12 protein-coding genes, 1 tRNA gene and 7 pseudogenes are annotated in these 16,991 nt (G+C 62.7%); 9 read left to right on the top strand and 11 right to left on the bottom strand.

From position 1 onward, the window contains the following. The first annotated feature begins 215 nt into the window (after positions 1 to 215). On the top strand, positions 216 to 731 hold the full coding sequence (locus AC5O5R_RS08950) for a DUF4880 domain-containing protein (protein ID WP_494515189.1): 516 nt from the start codon (positions 216 to 218) through the stop codon (positions 729 to 731). 236 nt (positions 732 to 967) lie between these two features. On the opposite strand, the gene AC5O5R_RS08945 is transcribed toward AC5O5R_RS08950, so the two are convergent. Next, positions 968 to 1,918: a LysR family transcriptional regulator gene (locus AC5O5R_RS08945; protein ID WP_494515188.1), complete on the bottom strand. Its 951-nt coding sequence runs from the start codon at positions 1,916 to 1,918 to the stop codon at positions 968 to 970. A gap of 146 nt (positions 1,919 to 2,064) precedes the next feature. Between AC5O5R_RS08945 and AC5O5R_RS08940 the strand changes: the two genes are divergently transcribed. From AC5O5R_RS08940 to AC5O5R_RS08930, 3 genes are all read left to right on the top strand, one after another. After that, on the top strand, positions 2,065 to 3,240 hold the full coding sequence (locus AC5O5R_RS08940; protein WP_172222162.1) for a M20 aminoacylase family protein: 1,176 nt from the start codon (positions 2,065 to 2,067) through the stop codon (positions 3,238 to 3,240). A gap of 25 nt (positions 3,241 to 3,265) precedes the next feature. Beyond that, a complete protein-coding gene (locus tag AC5O5R_RS08935; protein WP_172222157.1) occupies positions 3,266 to 4,582 on the top strand; it encodes an MFS transporter in 1,317 nt (438 codons plus the stop codon). 101 nt (positions 4,583 to 4,683) lie between these two features. After that, the gene (locus tag AC5O5R_RS08930; RefSeq protein WP_172222154.1) at positions 4,684 to 6,030 is read left to right on the top strand and encodes an OprD family outer membrane porin; all 1,347 of its coding nucleotides are present in this window, start codon (positions 4,684 to 4,686) and stop codon (positions 6,028 to 6,030) included. Between the two features lie 16 nt (positions 6,031 to 6,046). Here AC5O5R_RS08930 and AC5O5R_RS08925 read toward each other — a convergent pair whose 3' ends face one another. The 3 genes and pseudogenes from AC5O5R_RS08925 to AC5O5R_RS08915 all read right to left on the bottom strand — a co-directional run. Next, entirely contained in the window at positions 6,047 to 6,292 is a 246-nt protein-coding gene (locus AC5O5R_RS08925) for a hypothetical protein (protein WP_172222151.1), read from the bottom strand. A gap of 142 nt (positions 6,293 to 6,434) precedes the next feature. Beyond that, on the bottom strand, positions 6,435 to 8,978 hold the full coding sequence (locus AC5O5R_RS08920; RefSeq protein ID WP_172222148.1) for a fused MFS/spermidine synthase: 2,544 nt from the start codon (positions 8,976 to 8,978) through the stop codon (positions 6,435 to 6,437). 76 nt (positions 8,979 to 9,054) lie between these two features. Then, a pseudogene (locus tag AC5O5R_RS08915) lies at positions 9,055 to 9,702 on the bottom strand (sulfatase-like hydrolase/transferase); the annotation flags it as partial. On the opposite strand from AC5O5R_RS08915, the pseudogene AC5O5R_RS08910 reads away from it, so the two are divergent. After that, positions 9,700 to 9,957: pseudogene (locus AC5O5R_RS08910) on the top strand (DUF3313 family protein); the annotation flags it as partial. The pseudogenes AC5O5R_RS08915 and AC5O5R_RS08910 overlap by 3 nt on opposite strands. 166 nt (positions 9,958 to 10,123) lie before the next feature. Then, on the top strand, positions 10,124 to 11,353 hold the full coding sequence (locus AC5O5R_RS08905) for an OmpP1/FadL family transporter (protein ID WP_256678440.1): 1,230 nt from the start codon (positions 10,124 to 10,126) through the stop codon (positions 11,351 to 11,353). Between the two features lie 270 nt (positions 11,354 to 11,623). Here AC5O5R_RS08905 and AC5O5R_RS08900 read toward each other — a convergent pair. Next, positions 11,624 to 12,031 (bottom strand): annotated as a pseudogene (locus AC5O5R_RS08900) (protein kinase domain-containing protein); the annotation flags it as partial. 56 nt (positions 12,032 to 12,087) lie between these two features. Here AC5O5R_RS08900 and AC5O5R_RS08895 point away from each other — a divergent pair. Then, positions 12,088 to 12,347 (top strand): annotated as a pseudogene (locus tag AC5O5R_RS08895) (IncC plasmid conjugative DNA transfer DtrJ family protein); the annotation flags it as partial. A gap of 148 nt (positions 12,348 to 12,495) precedes the next feature. Here the strand turns inward: AC5O5R_RS08895 and AC5O5R_RS08890 are convergent. After that, entirely contained in the window at positions 12,496 to 12,783 is a 288-nt protein-coding gene (locus AC5O5R_RS08890; protein ID WP_172222141.1) for an EF-hand domain-containing protein, read from the bottom strand. Positions 12,784 to 12,925: 142 nt separating this feature from the next. Between AC5O5R_RS08890 and AC5O5R_RS08885 the strand changes: the two are divergent. Both AC5O5R_RS08885 and AC5O5R_RS08880 read left to right on the top strand, forming a co-directional pair. Beyond that, positions 12,926 to 13,264, top strand: a pseudogene (locus AC5O5R_RS08885) (conjugative transfer ATPase); the annotation flags it as partial. Then, a pseudogene (locus AC5O5R_RS08880) lies at positions 13,249 to 13,704 on the top strand (conjugal transfer protein TraG N-terminal domain-containing protein); the annotation flags it as partial. The pseudogenes AC5O5R_RS08885 and AC5O5R_RS08880, both read left to right, overlap by 16 nt. A gap of 50 nt (positions 13,705 to 13,754) precedes the next feature. On the opposite strand, the pseudogene AC5O5R_RS08875 reads toward AC5O5R_RS08880, so the two are convergent. From AC5O5R_RS08875 to uvrC, 5 genes and pseudogenes are all read right to left on the bottom strand, one after another. Continuing rightward, positions 13,755 to 13,835 (bottom strand): annotated as a pseudogene (locus tag AC5O5R_RS08875) (hypothetical protein); the annotation flags it as partial. Between the two features lie 12 nt (positions 13,836 to 13,847). Next, positions 13,848 to 14,204, bottom strand: coding sequence for an Arm DNA-binding domain-containing protein (locus AC5O5R_RS08870; protein WP_218584465.1), 357 nt, complete (start codon positions 14,202 to 14,204; stop codon positions 13,848 to 13,850). A 229-nt stretch (positions 14,205 to 14,433) separates the two neighbouring features. Next, positions 14,434 to 14,509, bottom strand: a tRNA-Gly gene (locus tag AC5O5R_RS08865). Positions 14,510 to 14,572: 63 nt separating this feature from the next. After that, the gene (gene pgsA, locus AC5O5R_RS08860; protein ID WP_172222132.1) at positions 14,573 to 15,133 is read right to left on the bottom strand and encodes a CDP-diacylglycerol--glycerol-3-phosphate 3-phosphatidyltransferase; all 561 of its coding nucleotides are present in this window, start codon (positions 15,131 to 15,133) and stop codon (positions 14,573 to 14,575) included. Positions 15,134 to 15,166: 33 nt separating this feature from the next. Next, the gene (gene uvrC, locus AC5O5R_RS08855; RefSeq protein WP_494515187.1) at positions 15,167 to 16,990 is read right to left on the bottom strand and encodes an excinuclease ABC subunit UvrC; all 1,824 of its coding nucleotides are present in this window, start codon (positions 16,988 to 16,990) and stop codon (positions 15,167 to 15,169) included. Position 16,991: the final 1 nt, after the last annotated feature.

The following is a 16,991-nucleotide window of genomic DNA, read 5'->3' as shown; positions in this document are numbered from 1 at the left end:
TTTTTGACCCGGCTTTTTGCCGGGTCTTTTTTTTGGCTCTTCAGGCTAATGAAGATCGTGATGGCGCGCATGATAGCAAAGGTGTTTCAGGGCGTGAACGCTCGTTACAAAACTTTGCGGAATCAGCACTTGAGAATCAATCTCGTTTAACCTACGCTGATGACGCGTCAAGGAAGATGCCCCCACCCCTCCCCCTTTCAAGCAAGGAGCTGTCCATGAGCCGCCTGCTGCTGCCTCTCGAGCACCCAACCCCGCTTGCCCAGGACGATGCCGATAACGCATTGCTGCACGCCCTCAAGCGGCTGCCACGGCGCGTGCAGCAAGTATTCCTGCTCAACCGCCTGGACCAGCTGGACTTCGCCATCATCGCCGCCCGCCTCGACCTGCCGCTGGCCAGCATCGAGCGCAACATGGCCCAGGCACTGCAGGCCGGCCGCTCGCGTCGGGACGTGCTGGCCAGTGTTGCCGGGCAATGGTATGTGCGCTTGCAGAGCCCACAGGTAACTGCGTGCGAGCGCATCGACTTTCGCCGCTGGCTGGATGCGGACACGGCGAACTTGCAGGCGTTTCACGACACCGAACTGCGCTGGCGCAGCCTGCTGGCGCCCGCACGGCACCTGGGCCACGACGGCTGGTACCGACAAGGCCGGGCGGCGCTGTCGCTGGGCGGCTGCTCGGTTGCGGTCGGGCTTGGTGTGGCGGCGTTGCTGCTGTTCGGCTTCTGGGCCTGATAAGCAGAAATCCCGTTCGGATTTGCACGCGTGGCTTACGCGAATATTAGGATAGGTCGCGGCTGCTCCGCCGTGGTAGTGCTGTCTTGAAGATGTACAAGCCAATCGGCCGCCGAATCCTCCTATAAAATTGCAGGTTTTTTACCCGATGTCATTCAAGCCGCGACCTCGGCATTTGGATAAAGGAACGCGGGTTAAACGCAGCCCGATAGCTGTCAGCCGTTGTCCGCACTTTCTCAGAAACTCAGCCTGAGCATGTCAGCCAAGCGCCGATCGCCGCCATCGCACGAGCGGCAGCACGCTTTCAGCACTTGCTCCAGGCAACGCACCAGGCACTGCGCAGCCGGGTCCAGCGCCTGGTCGCGCAAGTGGATCACGCTGATGTCACCCGGCTCCAGCGGCTGGTCAAGGCTCAGTGCCCGTGCCCTGCCGCGCAACGGCTCGCACAGCAGCATCGGCTCGGGCGAGTACCCCAACAGGCCGCCGTCTACGATCAGGCTGCTGAGCATCGCGCTGGACTGCGCACAGACGATGCGCCCCGGTTCGATACTCAAACCGTGGCGGCCAAACAGTTGATGTATCAGCGCATGCTGGCCCGCCTGGGTGAAGTTCATCACCCAGTCCTGCTCCAGCAACTGTTCAAGCGAGTGGGCTGCCTGCAAGGGATGGTCGATGCGCGCCAACACCCGCATGGGATAGTGGGCCAATACCCGATGGCTGAACTCCTGCCCTGGCAGGCCACTCGCCGGGCCAAGGGCGAACTGCATCTGACCACTGCGCAACAGTGCCAGGCTGACGGCCTGCAAACCTTCATACAGTTCCAGCTGGACCGCCGGCATTTGCTGGCGAAACGCTTGCAGGGCCGCACCCAGCAGCGTCTGCCCGAACCAAGGGGTAATCCCTACACAAAGACGGCTTGGCGCCTCCCCGCGCAGGCTGGCCAAGTCACGCTGGGCCTTTTCCAGCTGGCTGGCGATCTGCCGCGCGTGCGGCAGCAGGGTCAGCCCAGCCGGGGTCAGGCGCGCGCCGCCGGCATGGCGGGCCAGCAAGGCCAAGCCTTGCTCCTCTTCCAGTTCACGCAGGGCGCGGGTGATAGCGGCCTGGGACAGATCCAGGGCCCGGGCGGCCGAACGGATGCCACCGTGGTCGGCCACGGCGAGCAAGGCCTGTAGCTGATGCAGCTTCACGAAAAGTCTCCTGCCTGAACACCAAGGGTCGTCATGACAACATTTTTGCGGCTTATGCACCGTCAACACCGGCGCTAGGGTAGAGCACGAGGCCAAGGCCGCCAACGGGCAGCGCAGTGTCGCCTCGCAGACCAGGAAAGAACAATATGCCTATACCCTGCATCGCCCCCGGCATCGCCGCCATCACCCCGGCCATGGTCGAACTGCGCCGGGCTATCCACCGCCAGCCCGAACTGGGCTTCGAAGAATTCGCCACCAGCGCCCGCGTAGCCAGTCACCTGCGCGAATGGGGTTACGAGGTTGATCAAGGCATGGCCGGCACCGCCGTGATTGCCACCCTGCGCAATGGCCAGGGCCCCACGCTCGGCCTGCGCGCGGAGCTGGACGCCCTGCCAATCACAGAACAGAGCGGGCAGCCGTGGGCCAGCAAGGTGCCCGGCAAGATGCATGCGTGCGGCCATGACGGGCATACCGCAATGCTGCTGGCCGCTGCGTGCGAACTGGCCCGGGAGCGCCATTGGCGAGGCACATTGCACCTGTTCTTCCAGCCCGCCGAGGAAGGCCATGGAGGCTCCGGCGCCAAGCGCATGCTGGATGAAGGCGTGTTCGCGCGCTTTCCCTGCGACGCCATCTACGCCCTGCACAACTCGCCCGGCATGCCCGTTGGCCAGTTCGGCGTGCTCGCCGGGCCGCGCATGGCTTCCACCGACAGCGTCACCATCGTTCTCCACGGCAACGGCGGCCACGGCGCGATGCCGGACCGGGCGATCGACCCGATCGTGGTAGGCGCTTCGCTGGTGCTGGCACTGCAGACCATCGTCTCGCGCAACGTACCCCCCAGCGCAACCGCGATCATCACCGTGGGTGCCTTTATTGCAGGCGATGCTGCCAATGTCATACCCGGCCAGGCCGAGCTGCGCCTGAGCGTGCGCGCACTCGATGCCAGCGTCCGCCAGTTGCTGCGCCAGCGCATCCAGGCCTTGGCCGAGCACCATGCGCAGAGCTACGGCGCCAGCGCCGAGGTGAGCTTCGGCGAAGGCTACCCCGTACTGGTCAACACCACGCAGGCCAGCCAGCTGGCCGAACAGGTGATACGTGACTGGCTGGGCGAGGAAGGCCTGGCAGCGGGCCAGAAACCGATCTGCGCCAGTGACGACTTTGCCTTCTGGCTGGAGCAAGTGCCGGGTTGCTACTTGTTGATCGGCAATGGCGAAGGCAGCGGCAGCTGTGAAGTACACAACCCTGGCTACGACTTCAACGACCTGGCACTGCCCCTGGGCGCGACCTTCTGGGTGCGACTGGCGCAGCGCTTCCTGGCCTGACCGCCACCGCAAGAGAGCAACAACGATGACAACAAAAACAACAGACTTCGCCATCGAAACCACCGCCCCACAACCCGGCAAGCGCCGGGCGATCGCCGCGATCTGCGTGGGCAATGCCCTGGAGTTCTACGACTTCCTGGTCTACAGCCTGCTGGCGACGCTCATGGCCAGGCTGTTCTTCCCGTTCAGTGACCACCCGCTGATCCCTTTGATGCTGTCGCTGGCGGTGTTCGGCACCGGCTTTGTCATGCGCCCGCTGGGTGGCCTGGTGATCGGCCTGTATGCCGACCGCGTCGGGCGCAAGGCAGCCATGCGCCTGACCCTGTGGCTGATGGCGATCGGCTCGCTGATGTTTACGCTCGCACCGACCTATGCCCAGGCAGGCTTGATCGGCCCGGCGGTGGTCATTGCCGCAAGGCTGCTGCAAGGCTTTGCAGTCGGCGGGCAGATCGGCACCTCGACCACCATGCTGATGGAATACGCCGACAAGCACTCGCGGGGCTACTACTGCAGCTGGCAGACTTTCAGCCAGAGCCTGGGGATCTGCCTGGGTGCATTGATGGTCACCCTGCTGAGCAGCGTGCTCAGCCCGGCAGCCATGGACAGCTGGGGCTGGCGAGTGATATTCGCCATGGGCATCCTGGCCATCCCGGTCAGCGAGTACATCCGCCATCGCCTCGAAGAAACACTTGCCCACCGCCAGACTAGGCGAAGCCACGCCTCGGTCTCGCAAGGCAAGCAGCTGGCCATGCTGATGCAGCACCCACGGCAGATGCTGGCAGGTGTGTTGCTGGTGATCGGCGCGACCGTGCCGATCTACACCATTCAGTTCTATCTGGCCAACCATGCCATTGGAGTGCTGGGCATGCCGCTGTCAAGTGGAACCTGGGCGGCCATCGTCGCCTGCCTGCCGCCGCTGCTGCTATCGGCCCATGCCGGGCGCTTGAGTGACCGTATTGGTCGGCGCAAAGCGATCTTCTGGCCATTGCCGGTGCTACTGGTGGCGATCTATCCGGCCTTCCTGATGCTCAACCAACACCCCAGCCTGGCGGTGCTGCTAACAGTCGTGTGTCTGTTGAGCATCCCGCTGACCTACACCATCGTGCCCAACCTGGCGATCCTGCCGGAGCTGTTCCCCACCCGTATCCGCGCCAGCGGCATGTCACTGGCGTACTGCATCGGCGTGGCCTTGTTCGGCGGCTTCGCCCAGCTGTTCGCCGCCGGGCTGGTCAGCCTTACAGGCAACCTGAATGCACCCGCCTTCTACATCATCGCGGCCATCCTGCTGTCGCTGGTCGGCCTGAAGCTGGCACCGGAAACCGCTGGTAAAGAGCTCGACTGATTACCCGGCTCACGGACGAGCCCTCCCCTTTTTCGGTGCTCGCGGGTTTTCTGCTCGCAGGGCACCACCGCGCCCAGAACAAAAACAACAGGTGAACATTCATGCTCCATCGCCATGCCACACTGCTGTGCACCGCCCTGCTGGCCACCGATGCCATGGCTGACAGCCAGGGCGTGATCGAGGGCAGCCAGCTGGAGCTGCGCAACCGCAACTTCTATTTCAACCGCGACTTGCGCAACCACGCCAGCAACGGCCAGGGCAACAACGCTGCGCGCCCCGCCCAAGCTCGCAAGGGCTACCGCGAGGAATGGGCACACGGGGTGATGCTCGGCCTCACCTCAGGCTTCACCCAAGGCATCTTCGGCCTGGGAGTCGATGCCCACACCCAACTCGGCCTGAAGCTCGACAGCGGCCCTGGACGTACGGGTACCCTGCTGTTGCCGGTCAGCCATGACCGTCAGCGCAACGCCGAGGTGGCGGACCACTACACCCACACTGGCGCCGCGCTGAAAGCCCGGGCGCTTGGCAGTGAACTGAAGTGGGGCGAGATGCGTACCTCGACCCCGGTGTTCACTACCGCCGACAGCCGTCTGCTGCCGGAAATGGCCAGCGGTTTCTATCTGCGCAATGCTGCGGTGCCCGACCTGCTGTTAGAAGCGGGCCACTTCACCGCCTATCGTGATTTCACCTCGAGTAACGCCGACGACAGCCTGCGCACCCGCTACTCCGACGTCGAAGTGCGCAGCCTGGATTTTGCCGGTGCAACCTACCAGGTCAACGACACGCTGGGCGTCAAGCTGTTCCACGCCCGCGCCAAGGACAACTGGCTGCAGAACTACCTCAACATCAACCAGGATGTGGCGTTTTCAACAGGCAGTGGACTCAACCTCGACCTGCAGCTGTACCGCACTGACGACACCGGGCGCGCCCTGTCCGGGGCGGTAGCCAACACCAGCTGGAGCCTGGCAGGCGCCTGGCGTCAGGGTGCCCACCGCATCACCCTGGCCTACCAGCAGATCGACGGCGACACCCCTTTCGACTATGTCGGCGGCCTGTCAATCGACCTGGCCAACTCGGTGCAGATTTCCGACTTCAATGCCCCTGGAATGAAGTCCCGCCAGGTACGCTACGACCTCGATCTGGCGGGCTACGGCATCCCTGGCCTGAACTTCATGACCCGCTACATTACTGGCAGCGAGGCCAACGACCAGCACTGGCGTGCGGGCCAGCACTATGCCGGTGGTGCGCTGTCCAGCTATGGGGCGTATGACGGTGCCAAATGGCACGAGCTGAACCTCGAACTGCGCTACGTGGTGCAGCAAGGTCCGATCCGTGACCTTTCCATACGCACGCGCATGGCCAACTACCGTGGCAACCAGCAAGCGCAAGTCGATCTGCCGGATATCAACGAAGTGCGCGTGATCGTCGAATACCCGTTGAAATTCTGACGCGGGCTTATCAGCCTCAGTGCGCCGCCTTCAGGCGAAACTGCCGCCAGTACTCGGCTGGCGGCAGGTACTCCTTGAACAGCCCGGACAACTCGCGCTCGGACGCGCCCACCGCCTTGGCGATATCACCCACACTGCCGGTTTCATACAGACGCTGGCGCCTCAACCCGACAGCATTCACCAGGCGGCGGTCGGCGCATTGCAGCCTCAGGTCCTCATCGTCGCCGAGCGCCTGCATGTGATCGAAACCGCGGTCTGCCATGAGGTAGTGCAGGGACAAAGCCCGACAGCGACATCAAGGTTGAACCCGGGGTCGGCGCCGCGGACCCAGGGCCGCAACGTGCGCCCCGGTACCCATGTCGACCTGGTTGGCAGCGTCAGTGACGAGCCATCGCTGCTAACGACTATTGCGCAGGTCCCCCTAGAAACCAGCGGTAATACGGGTTGTCGCCATCACTGCGGGCCAGCTCCCTGGCTTCGCGCGCCCAGGCTTCGCGGTTGCCGTTGTAGGCATGCAGGCTCAAGCTGTAGAACCGTTGCAACGTGCGCCATTGGTCACCCACCGCCGCTACGAAGGCCGGGCTGGCATCGAGCAACGGCGGGGCCTGGCGCAACGCCAGCAATGCCGGCAGCACGCGGGTGATTTCGCGCGGGCGCACCCACGCCGAGTACTCGATGCGCGGCTGGTCATCGGTGACCGCTGGCGCCGCACCCGCATAAAGCTCCAGTCCTGTCCTGTCGGTGATCCAGGTGGCCAGCAGGGCCTGTGGCGAAGCGATGCCCACCTCGGCCAGGGCCGCTGCCACCCCAGGCTGGGCAAAGCGCTCGGCAATGCGCGGCACGTTCAACGGCATTGGCTGCAGCGAGCCGACCAGCAGCATCTCGTGGAACTCGGTGGTCCACAGCGATGCATGCGGGAATACGTCGATGAAGCTGCGCACCAGCGACTGGCTGTCCTCATCGTTCTGGGTCGGCAACGGCAACCACTGCGCCACCAGCCCGCCGGGCTCCAGGCGGGCTGCCGCCAAGCGGTAGAAGTCGCGGGAGTACAGGTTGACCACCCCTGCTGCCGACGGCGGTGGCGGCTCCAGCGTTACCAGGTCGTAGCGCTCGGTGCTGCGCAGCAACTCGCGACGGCCATCGCGCAGGCGCACGTCCAGGCGCGGGTCCTCGAGCGCAGCGAAATTGCCCTTGAACAGCGGCGCAGCCTGCAGCACTTCGGGCAGCAGTTCGGCCACCACCGGCCGCTCCAGCCCTGGGTAACGGAGCATGGCGCCAACGGTGATGCCAGTGCCGAAACCGATGACCAGCGCCGAGCGCGGTTGCCGGGTATGGATCAACAGCGGCAACAACGCCTGCAAGCGCATGTAGCGCAGCGACGGCATGGCATCGCCGGTATTCGACACGCCCTGGATATACAGCCGGTTGAAGCTGCGGCCTGGCTGGCCCTGGTTGACCACGGCCACCGTCGCGCCTTTGCCTTCGCGGTAGTAGGTGAGCTGGCCATTGCGCGCGCCCGGCAGCAATTCGGCCAGCCGTGACGGCGGCGCAAGCAGGCCGGTGAGCACGGTTACCACGGCCACACCCAGCACGGCCACCGCGTTGCGCCGGCGCACCGCATTCCCCCGCCATACGGCAAGCAGGCCGATCACTGCCGCAATGGCCGCGAGCACGGCAAGGGTGCGCACCAGGCCGAGCCCGGGCACCAGCACGAAACCGGTCAGCATTACCCCAGCGATGCCACCCAGGGTATTGAGCGCAAGCACCTGGCCGACATCACGGCCCAGGTGGGCATGGTCTACTGCCAGGCGCATGGCCAGCGGGAAGGCCGCGCCCAATAGCGTGGTCGGCAGCAACACCACGCACACGGCAGCGACGGCGAAACGTGCGCACATGCCGGCCAAGGCATTGCCGGTGACCTGCAGCACCAGCAACTCCACCTGGCTTTGCGCGCTGACCAGCCAGCGCCCAAGACCCGCCACCTGCAGCAGCGCGAGCAGGCCGGCACAGGCGATCAGCAGGCCGAACATGCCCCAAGGGTCACGCAGGCGGTCGGCACGCCGAGCGTACAGCGCACTGCCCGCCACCAAACCGCACAGGTAGGTTGCCAGCACCAGCGCAAAGGCATAGGTGCGGGTGCTCATGAACGGTACGATCGACTGGCTCCAGACCACCTCGTAGCCCAGCGCGACACCGCCCGCCAGGCAATACAGGGCCACCGCCAGCCGTGCCTGCGGGCTGCGCACTGCAGCGCCTGGCAGGGGGCGGGCGAGCGCTGGCTGCCCGGCGCAGCGCACCGCCAACGCGCCAAGCGCCGCCATCAGGTTGAGCGCGGCGGCAGCCATGGCGCTACCGGTCACGCCCAAGGCAGGCAACAGCACGAACGCCGCCAGCAGCGTGCCGCAGATGCCGCCTGCCGTGTTGGCGGCATACAGACGCCCACTGGCGTGTGCCAACTGACCCTCGGCGGGCTTGAGTGCGCGCACCAGTACCGGCAATGTCGCGCCCATGAGCGTTGCCGGCAGCCCGACCAGCACGAAGGGCAGGCACCAGGCCAATACCCCGACCTGGTCCTCCAAGCGGGCAAACAACCCGGCGGAACCGGCCATGGCCAGGGTGGTGGCGACACCCAGCAGTGCCACCAGCAATTCCAGCACTGCGTACAGCCTGATCGGCCGCCGCAGGCGATCGGCCAGGCGGCCAAACACCAGCCCGCCCAGCGCCAAGCCGGCAAAGAATGCGCTGATGCCAGTGGTAACGGCATGCACTTCCACGCCCACCACCAGCGACAGTTGCTTGATCCACAACACCTGGTAAACCAGCGCCGCACCGCCTGAAAGGAATAACAGGCCGGCCGGGATCGCCAGGGCCAGCGGCGCCCGCACAGGTGCGCCGCCATCGATACGCGCAGTAGCGGCCAGCGCCGAAGCTTTTACCGATGAAGTCATTGAGGGACCTTGGCAGGTAAACACCTGCCGTTGCGAAAACAAGGCGCCCGCTGGGTAGCGGGCGCCGGTCAGGCAATCACTGCGACTGCGACTTCATCTTCTCTTCGATCTTCTTGTCCACATCGGACTGGATCTGGTCGATGCTGAAGCTGGCAGGCCGTTGGCTCGGTGGGTAGTCCACGAAGATCTGCAGGAATTTGGCGGCTTTCTGGGTAACCTGGAAGAACAGGTAGTCGTTTTTGGTCAGCCAATCGTAGTACTGGTCCGACACGATATCGGCGCGCTCGAAGGGGTCCATGCGCAGGTTGAACAGTTTGGGGGCGCGCAGGCAGGTGAATGGCTCGCTCCACACCGCAAATCCACCCGGCGCACGCTGCTCGCAATACACCACCTTCCAGTCGTTGTAGCGCATGGCCACAAGCTCACCGTCATCGTTGAAGTAATAGAACTCGTTGCGCGCGCTCTTGTCGGCCTTGCCTGTCAGGTAGTCCAGCTGGTTGTAGCCATCCAGGTGCACCTTGAAGTTCTTGCCTCCCACATCAGCGCCTTTGAGCAAGCGGTCCTTGATGTCGGGATCACCGGCAACCGCCAGCAGCGTCGGGAACCAGTCGAGCCCGGAGAACATTTGCGTGCTCACCGAGTCGGCCTTGATCTTGCCTGGCCAGCGCACCATCGCCGGGACCCGGTAGGCGCCCTCCCAGTTCGAGTTCTTCTCGTTACGGAAGTGATCCCGATCGCCCTGGTGGCGGCCGGTGTGAGCGCCGCTACCGGCATTCGTGACCAGGACACCAGCATCGCCACCGAGGCGGTGTTCCTCGATGGCGACAGCAACCAGGTGGTCGCCGAAGTGGTGCGTAAAGGGGCTGGCGCGCAGCTGGACGATTCCTCGCAGGTGATGCAGGCCAAAGATGCCAAGGCGGTGCTCGATGGCTGGGCGTTGGACATGGTCAAGTCGTTCCAGCAGTTGAAAGCCAAGTAAGCGTCAGCGCCCTCGGGTTCGGTCCAGCTACCGCCCTGAAGGCTCCCCGTAGCGAGCGGGCCTGCTTCGGGCCCGCCCCCGCAGAGGCTGCAGCATGCTCAACCACAGCCCCCATGCATTTTATCGCCGCTATCTGCCCGCCCTTGCCTACGGCCTTGGCCTGAGCATGAGCAATACCTGGGCTGGCGGGATCCTGATCTATGAAGCGGGGCAGGAAGGCAATGGCCTGGCGAACGCCGGTGCCGCCGCGCTGGCCAGCGACCCCAGCGTGCTGATGAGCAACCCGGCAGGCATTGCCCAGTTGCGCGGCACACAGATCAGCGCGAATGCCCAGGTGATACTCGGTGACATCCGCTTCTCTCGCGACACCAACAATCAGTTTGCCGGCAACGAGGGCGGCAATAGCTTGCAGTACCTGCCAGGTGCCAGCCTGTTCATCAGCCACCAGCTGGATGAGCGCGCCGCCATCGGCTTTGGCATGTATGGCAACTTTGGCCTGGCACTGGACTACGACGATGACTGGGCCGGGCGCTATTTCACCCAGGAGGCCGCCATAATTGGGGTGTCGCTGCAGCCAACATTCGCCTACCAGTTTACCGATGACCTTTCCGTAGGTGTCGGCCCGCGCTTCATGTACGCCTACTACCGTACCGAAATGGCGATCAACAACAACCTGCTCGGCGTGACCGACCGGCCTGACGGGCAGCTGGAATACAAGGACACCGACTGGGGCACCGGCGTCAACGTGGGTTTGCTCTACAAGCTTGGCGAACGGACCAGGATCGGCCTGGCCTATACCAGCAAGATCGACCTCGAATTCAAGGACAGCCCGCACGTAAGCAACATCAGCAACCCGCTGCTTAGCGCCGCCCTGAACCGGCTGGATGTCGACAGCCTCGAACTGGACATGGCAGTACCGCAGACGGTGCTGCTGAGCGTTGCCCACCAGCTCGACGAGCAATGGACCTTGCTGGGCAGCCTCGGCTGGCAGGACTGGAGCGAGTTCGGGGAGATTGGCGTAGAAGTCGATACCAACGCTGCCGGCACCAGCCGCACCGTCGAGCGCCGCTACAAGGACACCTGGCACGCCTCGCTGGGTGCGCAGTACCAGGTCACCCCCAAGCTGCGCTGGAACATGGGCGTGGGCTATGACAGTTCAGCGGTGGATGACAAAGACCGCACGGTGGACAACCCGATGAACGAAACCTGGCGGCTGGCAACCGGATTCAACTATCAGGTCGAAGAAGGCCTGGATATTCACCTGGCCTATACCCTGGTGTGGTTGGGTGACATGGATGTCGAGCAGACCAAAGCACGCTCAGGTAACAGCCTATCCGGCAGCTATCGAAATGCGGCGCTGCATATTGTGGGGGGCGGTGCTACCTGGCGGTTCTGAGGGGGTCGATCGCAGCGGGAGGGGAATCCGTGCAAACCGCGCCGAACAACGATGAGCTTTTTGTGAAAGCGGGGCGTTCGGCGGCATCGAGCGCGAACTCTAAGATGCCAACATTGCCTTCTGGCGCCAAATGAATGTAGACATGACGATTTTCCACTCGCCCATCAAGGATGTCGTTGCTGTTGGCTGACGGCCTCATGACCGGTGAACGACAACACCTGAAAGTCGACATCGGCGTCTTCCAGGGCGAGGCTGAAGTGAGTTTCATCGCTAGGGTTGAACATGGGGGCTCTCCGTATCCGCAAGGTATCCTTCGGGTTGGCCGAACCAACGGCGCAATAACGAAAGGGGGGGCATCACCAGGGCCTGTTGCAGCACCCGGGCACCGGACTGGCGGGCCGCAGGGTCCAGCGCCAGGGCCTGGCGCAGTGCCGGCCATACCTTGGCCGGCAGGTTGGCAGGCCGGTCCAGCGACTGGCCTGGATGCTGTTTACCCATGGCTCGAGCACCGAGGTGACCAAACGGTTGCTTGCCGCCGGCCAACTCGTAAATGACGCAGGCGGCGGCGAACAGGTCGGAAGCTGTCGACAGGCGCGCCCCGTCGAGCAGCTCAGGGGCGGCATAGGCCGGGGTCCAAGCCCTGATACGATTGCGGCTGAGCCGTGCCAGGCCATCGAGCGGGGTCGTAAAGCTTGGTGCGGTTCAAATACAGCTCGATGGCCACCACGCGCTTTCCGCTGTTTGCCATGGCCGCCTTCGTTGGGCTGGTGGATGACTGGTACGGCGGGATATCCGCCGCTTCGAGGCGAGCCGCGAGTCCGGCTACCTCTACCACCGTGCCAAGGGGTGCGTTATGCCACTCGCAGTGCTGCCCTGGGTCGTTTATCTGACACTGCCGATGAGCGTGGTACCTGTCTTGATTCTATTACCAGCCGCGACTTCTCTGGGATTGGCAGTAAACCTGTCCGCCGCAGCCTTCAAAAGGCGTCTCTAATCAGGCATTTCGGGAACGACATGAACCCATCAAGTAGCAATACCTATCAGCTTTGCTCTTTGATATAGAACTGAGCACACGTCGCCGCAGCACGACAGTTTATGATTGTCGAAAGGCTGCAGCGGCGACAGTGCAAAATATGACGACGTTACTCGTCCTCGTCTGCAGCCTCGGCCGCAGCCTTGTCATAGGCAGATTTGTACTCTTTAAAGCTGACTTCATTGTTCCCATCAGCGTCCATGGACGCAAGCTGCTGCTTAGCATATTTGTCAACAATATCAGAAATCGAAACATCACTTACAGCTTCTGAATAGTCCTCCCGAATCCCACTCACCAAGAGCGCACGAAATTCATCAACCGTAATCTTTCCATCACCATTCACATCAATCTTAGCAAAGTTTTCTTTCAGCTCTTGCTCGCTGCGGGCAATAGACATGACACACCTCAAAATATGAAAACATTGACAGCATTTATCTTCACGCACCAATAGACCTAGAAGCAACTGACAAAAATATCAGTACAGGTCTGCTGGACTCCAGCCTCCACGCTTTCAAACCAAACGCCAACCCAATGATTGTTTGATCCGTCAGTGCATTCTGGATGCCGCGCAGCACTGTATCGAACGCACAGTGCTGACCGAAGATGTGCGCGATGCATTACGGCGGCGCAGCGCTGATGTTTCATTACCTGAAGCCCGCCGCAACCGCCTCCAGGAAATGGCCGAGGCCATGGACCTGTTCTGCCAGGGCCTGGACGGTGAACTGTTCAACCGCCCCGGCACGCCCTGGCCCGAGGCGGATATCACCATCGTCGACCTGGCCACCTTCGCCCGCGAGGGCTACAACGCCCAGTTGTCGATCGCCTACCTGTCCCTGCTCAACACGGTGAACAACATCGCCGAACGCGACCAGATGGTGACGTAGGACTTACGATGGGCTCACTTGGCTACTTCCCCGCAATGGATGTCGTACGCCAAGCGCTGCCAATGATTCTGGCGTTCTTAAAAATGGCCTTGGTTATCTGCATACCACTTACTTTTCTAGTCGTCACCGTCGATCTCAAGACATTGATGACCATCACTTGTGCACAGTTCGCATTGTTTTTCGTCGACTTCTGGTTTCCGCTGGCACGTTGGATCGATAGCACCATCCTCGATGCGCTCTATGGCTGGGATTCGCCCCACTGCAACTTCAACGTGCTCATGGGGCTGAATAACTCATTCGGTGACATGCTACTGAACTTCGTAATGGGATCAATGTTCATCGTATTTCCGGACTTCTGGGTGTCCGCGCTCACCTGGGTAGGATTCCGTATGGGCGGCGCCTTGCAGGGCTTGTCGGATGGTTCGAGAGCAGCAGCCGTGGTCATTGCCTTGCGCCGCTCGATCTTGCGCAGCACCTCCAGCACATGCTGGCGGGACACCTCCACAATCGGCAGATCCCCCAGCCAAGGCAGGATGTCCTTGATGAAGTGGCGCTCGATCTGCACCAACGTGCTTTGTCACCCGCGCTTGAGGCTCAGCGCCCTGAAGGCCTTCCAGTCGATGAAGACTGAACGAAAGCAGTTCTCAGAAGCAGCGCAGGCAGCGAGGCGGCTTTCACGCCGGTCGGCGCGAGGATCGACGCCCTGGGCAACCAAGGCGCGCGCCTGATCCCATGCCTCCCTGGCCTCCTTGAGGCTGACGGCGGGATAGACGCCCATCGATATCCGGGCCTGCTTGCCCAGCCAGTAGAAACGGAAGTGCCACTGCTTGGCACCCTTGGCACCGACGAACAGTGCAAGGCCAGCGGTATCTTTGAGGGTGTAGTTCTTGCCGGTCGGCTTCGCCTGGCGGACGGCACTGTCGGTCAATGGCATGTGTACATCTCCCGGTCTCGTAAGGTCGAGGAGATGTATATCGATGCCCAAGGCCCAGCTCAGCCATCAATCCGCTACGCCAACTGCCCGGAATCGCTGTACTTAAAAATGTACTTGAATTTCGTGGCTACTGGTGGATTCAGGCAGACTGAGCTGGAACGAAAAAAGGCCCCGAAGGGCCTTTTTTCAACGACTTACAGACTTCCATGGAACTCTGCAGATCTATATTTGGAGCGGGAAACGAGACTCGAACTCGCGACCCCGACCTTGGCAAGGTCGTGCTCTACCAACTGAGCTATTCCCGCGTCGTGATGGGTGCCATTCTAGCGAAATCCAAAACGGCGTCAACCCCTTGATTCAAAAAAGTTTTATTTTTGTTCCGAGCCTTCGCGCAGGTGCGGCCAGGCCGCTACCAGGTAGTGCACCATCGACCACAATGTCAGCCCTGCCGCCACCAGTAGCAGCCCGTAACCCAGAATGACCCAGAACGTCACAGCAGGCGGGTTGGCCAGCAGAATCACCAGCGCCAGCATCTGTGCCGCGGTTTTCCACTTGCCCAGGTCGGACACCGCCACATGCGCCCGCGCGCCCAGCTCGGCCATCCACTCGCGCAGTGCCGATACCACGATCTCGCGGCCGATGATGACTGCAGCCGGCAGGGTCAGCCAGAAGTTGGCGTGCACCTGCACCAGCAGTACCAAAGCCACCGCTACCATCAGCTTGTCGGCCACCGGGTCCAGGAACGCGCCGAACGGGGTGCTCTGCTGCAGGCGACGCGCCAGGTAGCCGTCCAGCCAGTCGGTGGCGGCCGCCACCGCAAACACGCTGCTGGCGGCCATATAGCTCCAGTGATAGGGCATATAGAACAGCAGGATGAAGATCGGAATGAGCAGGACGCGTAGAACGGTGAGCAGGTTTGGAATATTCATCGGTACGACTGGCCGCAAGTTGAGCCCGGCATTCTACTCGCTATGCAGGCTGGCATAAATCGACTCGGCAAGCTTTTTACTGATGCCGGGGGCTTTGGCGATCTCATCGATACTGGCGCGGTTGAGCTCCTGCAGGCCGCCGAAATGTTTCAGCAGGTCGCGGCGGCGCTTGGGCCCTACCCCGGCCACATCCTCCAGGCTGGACACCCGACGGGCCTTGCCGCGGCGGGCGCGGTGGCCGGTAATGGCGAAACGGTGGGCTTCGTCGCGGATCTGCTGGATCAGGTGCAGGGCCGATGAATCGCCCTTGAGAGTGAATTCGTGGTGCACGTCGTTCAGGTAGAGGGTTTCGAAACCGGCCTTGCGGGTTACGCCCTTGGCCACGCCGAGCAAGGTAAGGTCGGTGAAACCCAGCTCCTGCATCACGTCGCGGGCCATGTTCAGCTGGCCTTTGCCGCCGTCCACCAGCAACACGTCGGGCAGCTTGCCTTCGCCATCCTTGATGCGCCCGTAGCGGCGGGTCAGCGCCTGATGCATGGCTGCGTAGTCGTCGCCGGCGGTGACACCTTCGATATTGAAGCGCCGGTAATCGGACTTCAGCGGGCCTTCCGGGCCGAACACCACGCAACTGGCCACGGTGGCTTCGCCGCTGGAATGGCTGATGTCGTAGCACTCCAGGCGCTGCGGTACTTCGTCCAGGCCGAGCACTTCGGCCAAGGCCTCGAAACGTGCAGCCATATGCTGGCGGTTGGCCAGGCGGGCGTTCAGCGCCTGTTCGGCGTTGGTTACCGCCAGCTGCTGCCAGCGAGCGCGGGTGCCACGCACCCGATGGCTGATGGACAGCTCACGGCCGCGCAGCGTGTGCAGCGCTTCGATGATGGCCTGGAAGTCTTCGTGAACAACGTTGACGATCAACTCGCTGGGCAATTCACGCTCGGCGTTGCCCAGGTAGTACTGGGACAGGAAGGCCGCCATGACCTCGGCCACCTCCTCCTCGATGCCCACCTGGGGAAAGAAGTTCTTGCTGCCCAGCACCCGGCCGCCGCGCACGCTGATCAGGTGCACGCAGGCGCCACCCGGGTTGACGAAAGCGGCAATGACGTCAACGTCGCCGCTGCCGCCTTCGATATATTGCTGGTCCTGCACGCGGCGCAGCAGGGCGATCTGGTCCCGCAACTCGGCGGCCTTTTCGAAATTGAGGGCCATGGCGGCCTTTTCCATTTCGGCATTCAGCTCATTGCCCAGCTGCTGGCTGCGACCTTCGAGGAACATCACCGAGTGGCGCACGTCTTCGGCGTACTCCTCGGCGCTGACCAGGTCAGTGCAGGGCCCTTTGCAACGCTTGATCTGGTACTGCAGGCACGGCCGGGTGCGGTTGGCGTAGTAGCTGTCTTCGCACTGGCGGACAGAGAACGCCTTTTGCAGCAGGCTCAGGCTCTCGCGGATGGCGCCGGCGCTGGGGTATGGGCCGAAGTAGCGGCCCTTGGCCTTTTTCGCCCCACGGTGAATGCCCAGCCGCGGAAACTCACCGTCGGACAAAAACACGTAGGGGTAGGATTTATCGTCGCGCAGCAGGATGTTGTACGGCGGGCGCCATTCCTTGATCAGGTTCTGCTCCAGCAACAACGCCTCGGTTTCGTTGGCGGTGATGGTGGTTTCGACCTGGGCAATGCGCGCAACCAGCGCGGTGGTCTTGGGCGCCAGGCCGGTCTTGCGGAAATAGCTGGTCAGGCGTTTCTTCAGGTTCTTGGCCTTGCCCACGTACAGCAGCCGGGCTTCGGCGTCGAACATTCGGTAAACGCCCGGGCGACCGCTGCAGGTCGCCAGAAATGCGCTGGCATCAAAAACTTGAGACATG

The sequence above is a fragment of the Pseudomonas sp. 8_5_2 genome (assembly GCF_059295255.1).
This window is presented reverse-complemented; position numbering and strand designations above follow the sequence as displayed.

Excerpts from the sequence above, each read along its gene's own strand:
- AC5O5R_RS08870 (WP_218584465.1), bottom strand. The coding sequence starts at position 14,204 with ATGCCATTGACCGACAGTGCCGTCCGCCAGGCGAAGCCGACCGGCAAG.
- AC5O5R_RS08890 (WP_172222141.1), bottom strand. The coding sequence starts at position 12,783 with ATGTCTATTGCCCGCAGCGAGCAAGAGCTGAAAGAAAACTTTGCTAAG.
- AC5O5R_RS08920 (WP_172222148.1), bottom strand. The coding sequence starts at position 8,978 with ATGACTTCATCGGTAAAAGCTTCGGCGCTGGCCGCTACTGCGCGTATC.
- AC5O5R_RS08925 (WP_172222151.1), bottom strand. The coding sequence starts at position 6,292 with ATGGCAGACCGCGGTTTCGATCACATGCAGGCGCTCGGCGACGATGAG.
- pgsA (WP_172222132.1), bottom strand. The coding sequence starts at position 15,133 with ATGAATATTCCAAACCTGCTCACCGTTCTACGCGTCCTGCTCATTCCG.
- uvrC (WP_494515187.1), bottom strand. The coding sequence starts at position 16,990 with ATGTCTCAAGTTTTTGATGCCAGCGCATTTCTGGCGACCTGCAGCGGT.
- AC5O5R_RS08935 (WP_172222157.1), top strand. The coding sequence starts at position 3,266 with ATGACAACAAAAACAACAGACTTCGCCATCGAAACCACCGCCCCACAA.
- AC5O5R_RS08905 (WP_256678440.1), top strand. The coding sequence starts at position 10,124 with ATGAGCAATACCTGGGCTGGCGGGATCCTGATCTATGAAGCGGGGCAG.
- AC5O5R_RS08940 (WP_172222162.1), top strand. The coding sequence starts at position 2,065 with ATGCCTATACCCTGCATCGCCCCCGGCATCGCCGCCATCACCCCGGCC.
- AC5O5R_RS08930 (WP_172222154.1), top strand. The coding sequence starts at position 4,684 with ATGCTCCATCGCCATGCCACACTGCTGTGCACCGCCCTGCTGGCCACC.
- AC5O5R_RS08950 (WP_494515189.1), top strand. The coding sequence starts at position 216 with ATGAGCCGCCTGCTGCTGCCTCTCGAGCACCCAACCCCGCTTGCCCAG.